General features: G+C 54.6%; 17 protein-coding genes. 2 read left to right on the forward strand and 15 right to left on the reverse strand.

Going from position 1 to position 14,382, the window contains the following annotated elements; all coding sequences use genetic code 11:
• Positions 1 to 63 precede the first annotated feature (63 nt).
• The 10 genes from kce to ACR0AK_RS18470 form a co-directional block, all read right to left on the reverse strand.
• Positions 64 to 1,002 carry a 3,5-dioxohexanoate:acetyl-CoA acetone transferase gene (gene kce, locus ACR0AK_RS18425; protein WP_480794444.1) on the reverse strand — a complete coding sequence of 313 codons (939 nt, stop codon included), beginning with the start codon at positions 1,000 to 1,002 and terminating at the stop codon, positions 64 to 66.
• 4 nt (positions 1,003 to 1,006) lie between these two features.
• Positions 1,007 to 2,035, reverse strand: a complete 1,029-nt coding sequence (locus ACR0AK_RS18430; protein WP_480787743.1) for a branched-chain amino acid ABC transporter permease — start codon at positions 2,033 to 2,035, stop codon at positions 1,007 to 1,009.
• A complete protein-coding gene (locus tag ACR0AK_RS18435) occupies positions 2,032 to 2,895 on the reverse strand; it encodes a branched-chain amino acid ABC transporter permease (RefSeq protein WP_366550069.1) in 864 nt (287 codons plus the stop codon). The genes ACR0AK_RS18430 and ACR0AK_RS18435 overlap by 4 nt, the downstream gene beginning before the upstream one ends.
• 1 nt (position 2,896) lies before the next feature.
• Positions 2,897 to 3,604: an ABC transporter ATP-binding protein gene (locus tag ACR0AK_RS18440; protein WP_480794445.1), complete on the reverse strand. Its 708-nt coding sequence runs from the start codon at positions 3,602 to 3,604 to the stop codon at positions 2,897 to 2,899.
• Complete coding sequence (locus ACR0AK_RS18445) at positions 3,597 to 4,325, reverse strand: ABC transporter ATP-binding protein (protein ID WP_480794446.1); 729 nt, start codon at positions 4,323 to 4,325, stop codon at positions 3,597 to 3,599. Before ACR0AK_RS18445 ends, ACR0AK_RS18440 begins: the two co-directional genes overlap by 8 nt.
• A gap of 50 nt (positions 4,326 to 4,375) precedes the next feature.
• The gene (locus ACR0AK_RS18450; protein WP_480794447.1) at positions 4,376 to 5,656 is read right to left on the reverse strand and encodes an ABC transporter substrate-binding protein; all 1,281 of its coding nucleotides are present in this window, start codon (positions 5,654 to 5,656) and stop codon (positions 4,376 to 4,378) included.
• A gap of 43 nt (positions 5,657 to 5,699) precedes the next feature.
• Positions 5,700 to 6,602 (reverse strand): 3-hydroxyacyl-CoA dehydrogenase family protein, encoded by a 903-nt coding sequence (locus tag ACR0AK_RS18455; RefSeq protein WP_480794448.1) that lies wholly within the window; start codon positions 6,600 to 6,602, stop codon positions 5,700 to 5,702.
• 24 nt (positions 6,603 to 6,626) lie between these two features.
• A complete protein-coding gene (locus ACR0AK_RS18460; RefSeq protein WP_480794449.1) occupies positions 6,627 to 7,412 on the reverse strand; it encodes an SDR family NAD(P)-dependent oxidoreductase in 786 nt (261 codons plus the stop codon).
• Positions 7,413 to 7,423: 11 nt separating this feature from the next.
• Positions 7,424 to 7,768, reverse strand: a complete 345-nt coding sequence (locus ACR0AK_RS18465) for a cupin domain-containing protein (protein WP_170560668.1) — start codon at positions 7,766 to 7,768, stop codon at positions 7,424 to 7,426.
• Between the two features lie 61 nt (positions 7,769 to 7,829).
• On the reverse strand, positions 7,830 to 8,666 hold the full coding sequence (locus ACR0AK_RS18470; RefSeq protein ID WP_155150267.1) for a cyclase family protein: 837 nt from the start codon (positions 8,664 to 8,666) through the stop codon (positions 7,830 to 7,832).
• Between the two features lie 215 nt (positions 8,667 to 8,881).
• Here ACR0AK_RS18470 and ACR0AK_RS18475 point away from each other — a divergent pair, with 215 nt between their 5' ends.
• Complete coding sequence (locus tag ACR0AK_RS18475; protein ID WP_480794450.1) at positions 8,882 to 9,628, forward strand: IclR family transcriptional regulator; 747 nt, start codon at positions 8,882 to 8,884, stop codon at positions 9,626 to 9,628.
• A 371-nt stretch (positions 9,629 to 9,999) separates the two neighbouring features.
• Here ACR0AK_RS18475 and ACR0AK_RS18480 read toward each other — a convergent pair whose 3' ends face one another.
• The 5 genes from ACR0AK_RS18480 to ACR0AK_RS18500 all read right to left on the reverse strand — a co-directional run bounded on the left by ACR0AK_RS18480 (position 10,000) and on the right by ACR0AK_RS18500 (position 13,250).
• The gene (locus tag ACR0AK_RS18480; RefSeq protein ID WP_480794451.1) at positions 10,000 to 10,623 is read right to left on the reverse strand and encodes a dioxygenase family protein; all 624 of its coding nucleotides are present in this window, start codon (positions 10,621 to 10,623) and stop codon (positions 10,000 to 10,002) included.
• 15 nt (positions 10,624 to 10,638) lie between these two features.
• Positions 10,639 to 11,031 carry a DoxX family protein gene (locus ACR0AK_RS18485; RefSeq protein ID WP_480794452.1) on the reverse strand — a complete coding sequence of 131 codons (393 nt, stop codon included), beginning with the start codon at positions 11,029 to 11,031 and terminating at the stop codon, positions 10,639 to 10,641.
• Between the two features lie 91 nt (positions 11,032 to 11,122).
• A complete protein-coding gene (locus ACR0AK_RS18490; RefSeq protein ID WP_480794453.1) occupies positions 11,123 to 11,512 on the reverse strand; it encodes a nuclear transport factor 2 family protein in 390 nt (129 codons plus the stop codon).
• 260 nt (positions 11,513 to 11,772) lie between these two features.
• Entirely contained in the window at positions 11,773 to 12,627 is an 855-nt protein-coding gene (locus ACR0AK_RS18495) for an MBL fold metallo-hydrolase (RefSeq protein WP_480794454.1), read from the reverse strand.
• Positions 12,628 to 12,644: 17 nt separating this feature from the next.
• Entirely contained in the window at positions 12,645 to 13,250 is a 606-nt protein-coding gene (locus tag ACR0AK_RS18500) for a hypothetical protein (protein ID WP_480794455.1), read from the reverse strand.
• A 95-nt stretch (positions 13,251 to 13,345) separates the two neighbouring features.
• Between ACR0AK_RS18500 and ACR0AK_RS18505 the strand changes: the two genes are divergently transcribed.
• Positions 13,346 to 14,248: a LysR family transcriptional regulator gene (locus tag ACR0AK_RS18505; protein ID WP_170560673.1), complete on the forward strand. Its 903-nt coding sequence runs from the start codon at positions 13,346 to 13,348 to the stop codon at positions 14,246 to 14,248.
• Positions 14,249 to 14,382 lie beyond the last annotated feature (134 nt).

The raw sequence follows: 14,382 nt of genomic DNA on the forward strand, positions 1-14,382 counted from the left end.
AGTGTGTCGAAATTTTCAAACAAACAAGTCGCTCGATATGAGTTGATGCCGGTCACCCTAGCCTCAGAATGCGACGCGGTCTCCTCCTTTCAAATCCAGGATCTCTCTCGCTTCATCAGGAGTTGCGACCTGACTGCCCAGGTCTTCTACAATACGTCTAATTTTGGCGACTTGTTGAGCGTTGCTTTCGGCCAGTTTTCCACGAGAGATGAACAGGCTGTCCTCCAAGCCAACACGAAGGTTGCCGCCCATCTGGCTTGCCGTCGTAGCAAGCGACATCTGTGCTCCACCTGCGCCCAAGACCGACCACCGATAGTCGTCACCGAACAGCCTGTCGGCAGTACGTTTCATGAAGATCAGATTGTCGACTTCGGGTCCAATGCCGCCGAGGATGCCAAAGATGAACTGAATGAAAATGGGTGCCTTGAACAACCCGATATCCATGCAGAATTTCAGGTTGTACAAGTGCCCGACATCATAGCATTCGTGTTCGAACTTGATGTCATGAGGCGCAAGCGTTTCCGCCGCCTCGCGAATGTCCCGGAAGGTATTGCGAAAGATGTTCTGATCGGAATTCGCGACGTAGTCCTTCTCCCAATCAAACTTCCAATCGTCATCATCGTATCGGTTGGCCAAAGGGTGAAACGAGAAGTTCATCGAACCCATATTCATCGAGCACATTTCGGGGCTGAAAGTCTTGGCCGGGTTGATCCGGTCTTGAATGGATAATGTCAGCGATCCACCGGTCGATAGGTTCACAACCGCGTCGGTGGCCTGTTTGATGCGCGGCAAGAAAGGCGCGAAGTCGTTCGGGTCAACCGATGGTGAACCATCCTCGGGGTTGCGTGCATGAAGATGCAGGATCGACGCTCCGGCCTCGGCGGCCTCGATCGCCTGCCGCGCGATGTCGTCATAGCTGTACGGAAGTGCATCCGACATTGTGGGCGTGTGAATAGCCCCTGTTATGGCGCATGTAATGATCGTTTTTTTCTGACGGGCCATGGGTTCAGTTTTCCTTGGATTGTCCGATGTGCTTTACGCGATAGCCCAGCGGGAATAGTTGCAGGTCATAACGGCTGCGGATCACGCCCCAGATACCTTTCGGCGCTTTGAGCATGACGACAATCGCAACTACGCCGAGAACGATCAGGTAAGTTGTTCCGAGGTCGGCCAGCGTTTCGCGCAAAGCGAAGAAGACGAGAGTGCCGATGATCGGTCCTTCGATGGTACCGATGCCGCCTATTACGACGATGAAGATGACGAAGGCAGTCCAGTCGTTGACGCTGAACGCCGCGTCCGGCGATATGCGCAACTTTTGTAGAAAGATGAGAGCGCCGATCATCGCCGTGAACGCCGACGTGACGACGTACACAATGAACTTCGTGCGCCAGATATCGATGCCGAGGCTTCCGGCGGCCAGTTCATTGTCGCGAATTGCCGTCAGCGCCAACCCTTGGCGCGAGCGCAGGAAGAGATAGACGGCTGTCACCACCAGCACAGCGGCACCGAGCGCCAGCCAATAACTGAGCGCCTCTCGCATCGCGCGCCCGGACGCCAACGATTTCACGATGGCAACGGGAAGCGAGGATCCTGAGCCTCCGCCGAGCGCGGAAATTTGCGCGAAGCTCAGCCGAAAGACCTCTGCGATGACCCAGGTGCCGATGGCAAAATATGCGCCCCGAAGCCTGAAGATCAGAACAGCCACCGGGATCGAGATCAAAGCCCCCAGCACGCCTGCGGCTGCAATAGCAACCAATGGGTTCAGCCCACCCAACATCGTAAGTGCAAAGAGCATGTAGCCGCCAAAGCCTACATAGGCCTGTTGACCAACAGAGACGAGACCGGCGTAACCCGCCATGAGATTCCAAAGAGTTGCGAGGGACAGGTAGAGAAACAGCTCTCCCATCAGGCGCATGTCGGCGCGGCCTGCCCACCAGGGCGCCGCAATCAGAACAAGCAGAGCAATTGCGGTTAGGATCGCGGCAACCCGAGCTGCTTTTGACGATCGAGATACGGAGTAGTCCTGCAGGTTCATCCGGAAACCCTCGGGAAGAGGCCGTTCGGACGAACGGCAAGAATGACAAGGAAAGCGATATGTCCGGCAAGCACTTGCCAGCCCGGATCAATCTTGGCTCCTATGGTTTGCGCGACGCCGAGGATAACGCCGCCAATGAGGGTGCCCCAAAGGTTGCCAAGCCCACCGATAATTACGGCCTCAAAGCCAAAGATCAGGCGGCCCCCGCCAATGGACGGATCAAAGCTTGTCCGAATGCCAAGCAGGATACCGGCGATTGCTGTCACGCCCAGCGCCAGAGCCATGGCCAGCCCAAAGATGTGCCGGCGATTGAGGCCCATAAGCTGGGCGATGTCTTGATTGTCAGAAACAGCCCGAAATGCGCGACCAAGCGCGGTGTGATAAAAGGTCCATTGCAGCCCCCAGATCACAGCGATGGCGATCCCGAAGGTCAGTAGCGGTAAGATCCCAAGGGTCACACCGCCTACTGCGACGCTGGCTGTTTCCAGCGAACCAGCATTCAATGTTTGGGGGTCGGCCGTGTAGACCTCTAGCAACCCATTCTGAATAATCACACTCAGCCCAAAGGTCACAAGTAGCGGTGGAAGAATATCATCGCCCAGAGTTTGGTTCAGTAGACCGCGTTGAAGGGCATACCCGATCAACGCCATAGCGGGAACAACGATCACCAACGCCGCCATCGGGTGCATCCCGGTCGCGGTCGTCACGGTCAGCCCTAGGTACGCGGCCAGCACGATCAAATCGCCATGGGCAATATTGACGAGCCGCATGACGCCAAAGATCAACGACAGGCCTGCGGCAAACAGTGCGTATAGCCCACCCAGCAAAGTTCCCTGCACGATAGCGTTCAGCCATTCCATATTATTCGATCCCGAAATAAGCGCGTGAAATGTCTTCACGCGAAACGGTGTCAGACGCGCTTTCCAGCGAAACGCGCCCCTCCTGCAGGCAGTAGACCCGGCTCGAGACCGACAGTGCCTTGGTTATGTCCTGCTCGACGATGATCGCACTCATGCCTTCACCGATGATGCCGGGCAGAGCCTCGTAGATGTCTTTAATGATGATCGGCGCGAGCCCGAGGCTGATTTCATCGAAGAGGATCAGATCGGGATTGGCCATCAATGCACGCCCTATGGCGACCATCTGCTGTTGACCGCCCGACAGCGATGTAGAGGCCTGATCTTTTCGCTCTTCAAGGATCGGGAATAGATCATAGACGGCTTTCAAATCCCAAGGGCCTGAGCGACCAACTTGAGCCCCGATCATCAGGTTTTCTTTGACTGACAAAGAGGGGAACAATTGACGACCCTCTGGGACCATCGCTAAGCCAAGCTCTGCAACCTGGTCTGCGCGAAGGCGGCTGATATCCTGACCCCGGTAGTGAATCTGATCCGGTCCGTTCGTCAGCAGCCCGGTGATAGATCGCATCAGGGTCGTCTTACCTGCGCCGTTCGCACCGATGATGGCAAGAACTTCGCCTTCGCCAACGTCCAATTCGACATCGTAGAGCGCTTGGAAATCACCGTAGTAAGAATTTAAGCCGCGTGTTTGAAGAATGGGATCAGGCATCGGCTTCGATCCCCAGATAGATTTCTTTGACTTCAGCGCTTTCCATGATTGCCTGCGGCTCGCCCTCGGCGATCTTCTTTCCGAAGTCGATGACGATCAGACGATCCACGACGGCCAGCAGGGCGTGCACAACATGTTCGATCCAGATTATGGTGACGTCAGAGGCGTGGATGTCCTTGATGGTCTGAACCAGTGATTTGCACTCAGCTTCGGTCAAACCACCGGCAATCTCATCCAACAGCAGCAGTTTGGGTTTGGCGCAGAGCGCGCGTGTCAGTTCCAGGCGTTTGCGTTCCAACAAAGTCAGGCTGCCCGCTAGAACGTTTGCCTTGGGCAACAGCTCCGTTTGGTCCAGAATCTCCAGACAAAAGCGCTCAGCCTGATGCCCATGCAAGCCGGCCGATTGCGTGGCGGCTATCATTGCGTTTTCGAAAACGGTCATTCCCGAAAAAGGCTGCGGGACCTGAAAAGAACGCGCGATGCCTGCATGGCTACGCCTTGCGGCGCTCCACTTTGTAACGTTCTGCCCATTGAATTCAATCACCCCGTAATTGGATTTGAGCGTCCCAGTGATCAGATTGAACATCGAGGTTTTGCCAGCGCCGTTGGGGCCTATTACCCCGAGCGCCTCTCCTTGCTGGACCTCATAGCTCATAGCATCGGCGACAGTGACCGCGCCAAATGCCTTGCTCAGGTCTTGGAGTCTCAAGATTGTCGTCATGCTTCTCTCGGATAGAGGGTTCGGCACCAAGATCGGCGCCGAACGTCTGGTCAACCCAGCAGTTTCATGTCTGCCGTTACCGGAACTTCGGGCGCGGTGCTGTTTGCAACGATTTGCAACTCATACCTATCGCCGGACTTCTGCCACTGACCGCCGACTAACGGCGTTTTGGTGACGTTGTTCATGGGTCCATCACCCCAGTTCACCGGCCCGACAATTGTGTTCAGGTTGGTGGACGTGATTGCGGAAATGATCGAAGACGGGTCTTCCAGATCATCCGCCCGTTTGATGACATCCGCGACGACCTCGAACAGTGCGTGCTTAAAGCCGAGCGGTTGCGTCCAAGGACGGCCCGACTCTGCCGTATAACCTTCGGCAAGGTCTTTCGAAGAAATGCCGGTGAGTGACGACGAGAAAGGATGATGCGGAGACCACCAGACCTCGGTCGACAACCCGTCACCACGGTCGCCCAGCGATTCAATGACCGATGGGAACAGCAATGCTTTACCAATGGTAACGACCTTCGGGTTGAACCCTTGCTGGGCAGCCTGGCTCCAGAAGGTAGCAAAATCTGGCGGGATCATGTTGCCAGTGACGATTTCGCAACCAGCAGCCTTGAACGCAGCGATCTGGTTTGAGAAGTCGTCGGACAGAGGCTGATAGCGACCGGGATCGGTCAACGTGTAGCCAGCTGCGGCGAGCGGTTTAGGCAGGCCCAGTTCCGCATCGCCCCAAGCATTACCGTCGGCATCGTTGGGGAAGAGACCACCCACTGTCTTGGTCACGCCAGTTTTGTCCCACATATCAAGGAACGCTGCGATCACATCCTCCAGGCCCCAGAAGAAGTGATAGGTGGTTTCAAACCCCTCACCCGGAACACCATTGCGACCGAAGAAATACGGCTGCCACGGGCAGTCGGTCGTGATGCAAGGAACTTCGTTTATCTCTGCCTGATCGGCGACCGGGTTCACTGTGTCCGGAGTTGACGCCGCCACGATGATATCGACCTCGTCACCTAGGATCAGGTCGGCGGCGACCTCCGCTGCGCGGTTGGGGTTGGACTGGCTGTCTTTTGAGATGATCTCGACATTCCAGGTCTTTCCGTTGTTGTCCAAACCTGCAGAGAAAACCTGCTGAATGGCTTGAAGCACATATTCATCAGCCTCGGCGAAACCCGCCAGCGGTCCGGTGCGCGGGCTGACGTTGCCAATCCGCAGTGTCGGATTTGCGGCATAGGCGCGCGTTGCCCGCAGGATGGCCGGAGCAGCGATTGCTGCAGTGGCTCCGGCTAGGAAACTGCGCCTTGTGGCCGTCTTAAAAGTCCTTGTCATTGCGTCCTCCCTTCACCGGCCTCCCGCCAGTGTTTGATTGATCTTACAAAGTCTTCTCGAGATTTTTCAGATGTGTCGCGACGCGCTGGCGAACTTGGTCTGCCTCGCCCTCGGCCCACTTCCTGAACCCTTCGCCGGATTTCATGCCTAGCTTGCCCGCTTCGACAAGCGACTTCAGGTAAGATGAAGGGCCCTTTTGCGCCTCAAGATCGTGCAGCACGTTTTCGTGGATATCGAGCGTCAGATCGGTGCCCACCATATCCGCGTTCTCCAGCGGACCGAGTACAGCCAAGCGTCGCCCGAAGCTGGACTTGATCACAGTATCAACAGCTTCCGCGTCACAAATTCCGTTTTCAACCAGACTAACCGCTTCGCGCCACAACGCGTGTTGGATTCGATTGCCGATAAAGCCGGGCACGTCCTTTTCGACCATCACCGGAGTTTTTCCAGCGTCCTTCAGCAGATCGAACATCGTCTGTGCGATCTCGGGGTCCGTCCATTCCGTCTTGATGACTTCGACCAACGGAATCATGTGCGGGGGGTTCCACCAATGTGTTCCGAGGGCCCGATTTTTCAGCCGCAGCCCAGACATGATCTGAGTGATCGGCATCACCGAAGTATTGGACGCGAGTATGCAGGTCTCTGGTGCGTGCGCTTCAATCTCAGCAAAAATCGTTTGCTTAAGCTCCAGTTTTTCGGGCGCGGCTTCGAATACAGCGTCGGCATTTTGAACCGCATCTTTAGTCGTCGCAACGATCTCAATCATCTTGAGGGTTTTTGTGATTGTGACCTCGTCATCCCCCATCGCGGCCATGCTGGCGCGGATGCGGTCAGGCACGGTGGCTCGCGCCTCTTCGACGGGGTCTGTGATGGCGACATGTTGACCTGCTTTTGCCAAGGTCAGGGCGATACCGTGCCCCATAAGCCCCGCGCCAATCACTGCCATTTGCTGCTTCTTGCGCACCATTCTTTAACCCGCCGTGTATCCGCCATCGGCATGAAGGATATGCCCGGTGTAAAAATCAGATGCCCGCGACGCGAGAAAAAGGAGCGGACCTGCCAGGTCTTCCGGCTCACCTAGTCGTCCTTTGGGAACCCGGGTCAGGAAGCCATCGCGCACCGCCTTCGCTTCGTCGGTTTCTTCGAACATCCAAGCGGTCAAAGGCGAACGGAATACCGTCGGCGCGATCGCGTTGACGGTAATCCCTGTTGGACCCAGCTCACATCCCAAGGCTTTGGTTATCCCGTTCACGGCAGCCTTTGACGCGCAATACGCCGTGTAACCGGCTGGGTGGCCCAGGATACTACGAGCGGAACTGACGAAAATGATCTTGCCATATTCGCTCATCTTCATGTGCGCCGCCGCCGCGCGCGCCAAAAGCCAGCTCTGGTTCACGTTGGTATCCATCACGGCGTCAAAGGTTTCCGGCGCCATTTCGTTGATCGGCGCAACTTTGTTCATACCGGACGCGACAACGAGAATGTCGAGTTTACCAAAGTTGTTGACGGCTTCGTCGACCAAGGCCGCACATGACGCTTCATCAGTCGGTCGTGTGTTTATTGCAACGACCGTTGCACCAAGTGCCTCGCACTCTTTGGCAATCTCATCGAGCGCATCTTGGTTGCCTGCAGCCAGTACCAGATTGCAACCAGCCCCGGCGAGGACACGCGCGGCCACCATCCCGAAGGCACCCGAGGCTCCGGTGATCAGCGCGACGTTTCCCTTTACGTCAAACATCTTGAGTGGATCAGACATTCTTTTCGTCCTCAGCTTTCTGGCGGATACGGAATGACCACCAGCATTTTGCAGGTGTAGTTGGCGCGGTTTTCAACTTTGCGCACTTCGCCCGGCGCGATTGTGCAGCTATCCATGGGACCAAGCGTGGTTTCGGCGCCATCAACGATGACGGTCATCTCGCCTTCCAAGACCACGTAGACTTTCTCAAAAGGCGTAGAATCCGGTCCTGCACCACCGCCCGGCAGGAACTGACTGAAGCCGATCCACTGATTTGTCGGCCCGCCTTCCTCAAACCCCTGCAAACGAAGCCCATGACACCCAAAATGGTTCGGTGCTTCGTAGGGTTGGGCGTCTTTAAAACGCTTCAAATGCATGTCCGTCTCCGCTCAAGGTTAAAGGCGGCCGCCGGCGAACCGGCGACCGGTCCGTGAGTGTTCAGAAGTCTTCACCAGCCTCGATGCGGTAGGACTGGTTCTTGTCGATCATCGCCACCAGTCGGATAATGCAGCCATCGCCACGGTCCCAATTCCAAGGGAAGAACGCGAAGGTACACCGCTTGCCGGTCACCGCATCCAGATCACCACCGACGTTTTCGATGCCGAGAATGCCCTTTGAGAAAAGCATGTTGTGAACTGGCTCCCACTCGGGGAAATCAACTTCCCACGGCGTACCGCCTGACCATTCAAGGTACTCTTTTTCGAGGTGTGGCATGATCGGACCGTTTCGCTGCGGACCAATGGCAGTTGCCAGCGGATGATCGTTTGCCTGGGTGTCGTGCCCAACGACTTTTACACCTTTTTCGATCATCCACTCAGCGGCAGAAGGAACGAGACCCGGGCAATAAGCAAAGTAGTCGCCATCTTCATACTGCTTGTGCCAGCCGGTGTTGATGATCAGCACATCGCCTTTGCGGATTGCGTGACCACAAGCCTTCTCCAGATCATCTCCGGTGATTTGCTCCCACTTCTTTTTGGGTACAGAGACCACCAAACCCGAGCCGAAGAAATGGGGAAGCGGGACCTCGTCGATGAACGGCGTTCCCTGAACAACATGCGCTGGCGCATCAATATGCGTGGTCACGTGCATCGTCGTGGTAATCGTCTGAGACAATACGCCGGACTTGGCCATATAGTGCTTTCGGTCGATCTGGACGTCCTTGAAATACGGCCAGTTGGGGCACTGAAACCCGTATCTGTGGCTCAGGTTGTAAAACTCAAGCCCCATGTCATTGTCGGTGTTTGCCTGAAACTCAATGCCGCGGATTTCGACCATTGGGCATATCTCCTCTGTTCGCCGACAACGCGGCGGTGTTCGCTTTTCAATTGTCTGGGGGCCTCCCCATCTGTCCCGTATGATGATGCATACGCACCGCATTACGGTCAACTAAAAACTCACTATACGGTTGACTTGCACCGCATTGTGATACAACACTAAACAATCGCCAGGCATCTCGAGCTACGATGCCAAGACAGAATGGGGTAGGTTAAATGTCTGAAAAAGCGGATAAAGGTGGCATTCAGGTCATTTCCAGAGCGGCCTCGATTTTGCGTGTTCTAAAAGAAAACCAATCCGGAATGAGCTTGGGAAAAATCGCCGAGCGTGTTGACCTGCCCCGCTCTACGGTACAGAGAATCACAAGTGCACTTGCTGAAGAAAAACTTGTCATAGCAGATGCAAATGGAGGTGGCTTGAGGCTCGGCCCCGAACTAAGCGCTCTCGCGGGCGCCGCACAGTACAGCATCGTCGAACACTGCCGGCTGCTTTTGACGGAACTGACTCAAAAGACCGGGGAAACCACAGACCTCGCCGTCATGCGCGGTATCGGCATGGTTTTCTTAGATCAGGTCCCAGGCGTCTATCGATTAACGACCGTTTCGCAAGTGGGCGAGGTTTTTCCGCTGACCACCACTGCAAATGGGAAAGCTTGCCTCGCTCAGCTCGATGAAGGAGATGCGACAAAGCTTATTCAGAACGAATGGGAACGGAATGGTATCCAAAGGAATTTGAATGAGTTCCTTTCCGAACTGAATACGGTCCGCGAACAGGGCCTTGCCTATGATTTGGACGAGCATTCTGCCGGCGTGTCGGCAATCGGGTTTTCTTTCTTTGACTGGGTCGGAGATCTGCACGCGATCTCGATTCCAGTGCCAACGACACGATTTGCGCGGCAAAGAGCAACCATCGAACAAGCGCTGCTTGAGACGTCCACAAACATCCACCAAACCTTCCAATGAGCTTAACAAGCTGACTTCAGGAAGGTTGGAGTCGGCGGCCGACCCCTTCTATCAGTCCGCACTTCTTTTGGGAAAAGTCCAAACATTCCGCCAATCGAATTGCTGGTAATTCCATATGGCCGCTAAGGTTGATATTCGCCTCGAATTGCGGGTTCATAACCATTGGGTGTTTTTTGGCATCCTACCGAACCGCGATCATCCCTGAACCGGTGTTCTGTGAAGCGATCTTTGGTTGAGCGATGGCTGTTCAGTGGAACAAAAATGAAAGGTCACCTCGCGGAACAAAGCATCATTTCGCTGCGGCTGCGCCAATGGCCGCAGCGATAATGAGTTTTTCAAAGTCTGTTCCTTTACTGACCCAGTCGACACCGTTAGACAACAATGTTTACGATGGTTTCTTTGCCTTTCGGCCCTTCGGTGAATGCCATAGAAACGGCCTTGGCTTCAGCTTTCGACATCCTGCGATAAAGCCCGTCTTTTGAATTATCCGGATCACCATCGATATAGAACTGTGTGGTCAGCACCTCTCGACGTCCATCGAAGACCTTCACATGAATATGTGGCGTGCGCCCCGGATACTTGGTTGGCTTGATCGTGCGGAACGCATAATTGCCAGCGTCATCCGTGATATCGTGGCCAAAGCCCTGAAATCCCTGGTCATAGCGCACCGGACGATTATCGCCGGGGTGCAAGTACTTTCCATTTACATCACATTGCCAGATTTCGATGCGCGCACCGGTTATCGGGGTGCTGTTGCGATCGGTAATCTGGCCTTTGAGCGTGATGATTTCCCCACCTCCCTCGCGAACAAGCCCTGCGACCTTGACCAAGTCATTGTCGATATCGCTCTTGCGCATCGATCTGGTCGGATAAAATGGCCCTTCTGCAGCGCGCGGTGTCAGCTCTGCAGCAAACGCGGTCCTGGATAGGAGTAGACTTCCTGTAGCAGAAGTTATTCCAGCGAGAACTTTTCGGCGAGATCTTGAATGAGCCATTAAACTCCTCCTCAGCTATTCCCGACCCATCTTCGCATCCAGACTCCAGCGGCCCGGGCCTACAAACACAAAGTACAGGAAAACGAAGCAATACAGAATTGCGGCGTCGCCATTGTTCAGAATCGGATAAAAGCTCTGTGGAGCGTGGGCAATGAAGTAGGCGCTGGCCATCAAGCCGGACAGAAGGAATGCCACCGGACGGGTAAACAGGCCCAGAACGATCAGCGAGCCGCCGAACAGTTCCAGCATACCAGCAAACCATGGCATCGAGAATGTCGCGACTTCCCACTCTGGCGGCGCAGGAAAGATCAGTATTTTCTGGGTTCCATGAGCCAAAAACAGAAGGCCCGTCATGATCCGCAGAATGCTGAGAACCCGCAGAGATTGTTTGTTCAGAGCTGCTATCATTTTCTTCATTCCCGAGATTTGATCGGCGGCGCGGTTTTGAGTCCGCCGACTGACGTTGAGTGAAATCGGTATTCAGAGGAGATGGGGCGAATTACTCCATCGCTTCCTTTACTGGCGCGCTGTCGACGAACTGTTCGAATTTTACGATCTTGCCGTCTTCGACCTGCCAGACATGTGCAACGCGCGCCGAAAATGCCTTGCCGGTTGCATTGTACATTCCATAGTAGGTCCCGTATGCGACGACGCGATGGCCATCGGCTACATAGTGTTCAGGGACAAACCGATAGTCGGTCCATTCGGAAGCCAATCGCGCAAACACGTTTTCCGCGATTTCGGTAAAACCGGTATAAGTTCCCGCATAAGGAAAACCCGCCGCCTCGGTCCATTTGGCGTCAGGAGCCAGATACGCCTGAAGGCTGCGACCGTTTTCTTCGGAGGATTCGCCTTCATAGGTGCTTTTGACAATTTCCAAAGGGGTCATGTTTTGCTCCTGGGCGTTAGCCGCAAACGGTGCCGCTGAACCGAGTGCAAGCAGGGCCGCACCAATAAGGTTGTATCGCGCGCTCTTGGTGTCCCTGAACTTGCAAGACATAATTTGCCTCTCTTTTTAGTGGCGAATGCTGTTTAGCTTTCAGCGGACTATGCTTTGTGCGGTTGGTGATGAGGCGCTGGATTTGATGGCCCAGCGCCCCCTTTGTGATACAGAAACCGAGCTAGACGGCTTCTGATGTCGGTTTACGCTTACGGCCAGGAACGCTCGCCTGCGATAACCCGAGCGCTTAGCTCCAGATCGCTCACGTTCTCAAACTCGGGATAGGCTGCCTGCATTGCGGCGATGAGTTCTGCTGAACCTTCCGCCTTGTCTGCCGCAGACTCGAATGCGGCGACGTATTCTTTAGTGAAATCAACGATGCTTGCGTTCTCTGCGCTGTCGCCAATGACGTGGCCCGGAATAATCCGTTTAGGGTTCAATTCCAGAATCTGATCCAGCGTTGCGCGCCAGCTGTCGCGGCTTTCCGGAGTTTGGTTGTCGGCCATCCAGACATGCACGTTTTCATAAAGAACAACGCCGCCCAGTACGGTCTTTTCCGAAGGGACCCACAGGAATGTATGAACCGGATCGTGGCCGATCACCTGCACGGTTTCACCGTCTACCGTCAAGCTGTCGCCTTCCAGAACGTCAGGGACAATCAGTTCTGATGGCGCGTTCCCTTCCAGGATCGGACCCCAGAAGTCATATTTGAGCTGGATCGTTTTCTCGATGCCTTTGACGGTCTCAGGTGTCGCGACAATTTTGACATCCGGGTAAGCTGCACGAATCGTATCCAACCCGAAATAGAAGTCAGGATCCTTGTGACTGATAAAGACGGTCGTCAAGGATTTTCCGGTTGCCTTGATCATATCCACCAATTGCTGTGCATCGTCTTTTTCAAACTGGGCATCTACGAGGATCACCTCATTCGGACCTTCGATCAGGTTCGATGAGACCGGGAACAGACTGCCTTCATTCGGGCTGAAGGCGGTGATGGTGAGATCAGCCGCAAAGGCTGCGGTGGACAGCAGCATGGCTGCAGTAGAAGTGAGGATCGTCTTCATAGGGGTGCTCCTTGCACTTATGCGGCTAATGCCGCTATCTCTTCAGGAAAGTGGTAGTAGGTTGAGACGTCGACTTGGGTTGTTACGCCGTCGGTTTGCATCACCAGTGTCGGGACACCTTGCGTACCGAACCGTGATTGCAAATTTGCAGCGTCCATACTGATCTGCCGGGCGTGGTTTCTGCCTTCGTCCAACGGACGGTTCACGCCAAATTCAATCAGTGCACTACGGACCGCTTCGCCGTTACCCGCAGTAATGCCGTCTACATAACGTGCCTGTTGCAAAACATGTGCCAGCTTCATCTCAGCGCTGGCACCCTGGTCATGAACCAAAGCTGCGGCGTATGCGGTCAGGCTGGAATCCAGCACTTCATCCGGGTTTCCCAGAGTGTTTTGAACATAAGCGTCGCTGAACGTTTGCCTGGTCAGCTGTTCAATGCGTCGGTCAATTTGCAAAGCCATTCGCGCGAAGCCATCGCCCATTCGGTCTGCATTTGCGCCCTGGAACAAATGGCGATGCATAACGGTGACATCAGCGCCACTCTCAATCAGCGCATCAATCACCGGGGCGGCGCCATAGCACCAGCAGCAATAGTTATCATAGATATACGTGAAGCGCGTCATTGCAGTCTCCGTTTTGGTGAACCACAAATAAGGCGTCGGTATTGTAGACTAAAGACAACTTATATAGACATACTGTCAGCTAAAAGATGACGAATATGAAGAAACCAAATCTTAACCGGCTGGAGTATTTTGTTGCCATTGCCGAGGAAGGAACCATCACGGCGGCCGCTGATCGCATGCGTATTAGCAAGGCGGTTGTCAGCAAGCAGCTTCAGCTTCTGGAGGAAGAGCTTGGGGCAACTCTTGTGGTGCGTAACTCTCGCCACCTGAATCTTACGGAAACCGGACAATCCTTCTTTGAAGCCGCACGTGCATCAGTAGCGCAAGCCGAAGAAGCATATGAAATGGTAAAACAAGGGCGTGCAGAACCGACTGGAAACCTGCGCATCACAGCCCCGCTCGACATGGGTGTTACGTACGTTTCGCCGGTCGTTGCCGAGTTTCGCATCGCGTATCCGGCTGTCACGATTGATCTCACGCTCAGCGATACGCGGTTTGATCCGGTCGAGGCCCGATTTGACATTGCATATCGGGTAGGCTGGCTTGCAGATTCCGCCAACGTTGCGCGTAAGTTGTCGGGATTTCAGCAAATCGTCGTGGCATCGCCAAAATTGGCTGAACAAATTGGGAAACCGGAACATCCGCAAGGATTGGCAGCCTTTCCGTTCGTTGAACACAGAGCCTTGCCAAACCCACTAAACTGGAAGTTTTTGAGTGCCACTGGTGAAACCACTGATGTTCAAATGAACCCCGCCCTTCGGGCAGACGTAACACCAGCAATCAAGGCGATGGTGCAGGAAGGGGCTGGAATCTCAATTCTGCCCGATTTTTTCGTTAAGAAAGAGATCGAAAACGGCGGATTGATCCAGCTTGTTCCGGACTGGGTGCTTCCAACAGGAGGTATCTATGCAGTCTACCCCCCCACGCAGTTCCGATCAGCTGCAACAAAACAATTTGCGCAATTGTTTGCAGAAAGACTTCGCAACAGTCTGGCGTAAGAGAAGGGTGGCGAAACTCAGGCAACATTCGTGTCTGTCCGACATTGAAACACGAGATTGTTTAGCGGCCCTTAGCACGGTTGCCGCGAGAGGCGGTTTTGTCCCGCTTTTTGGAAGGTGCAAAATCAGGTTGC

The organism is Ruegeria sp. BI12 (assembly GCF_056537985.1).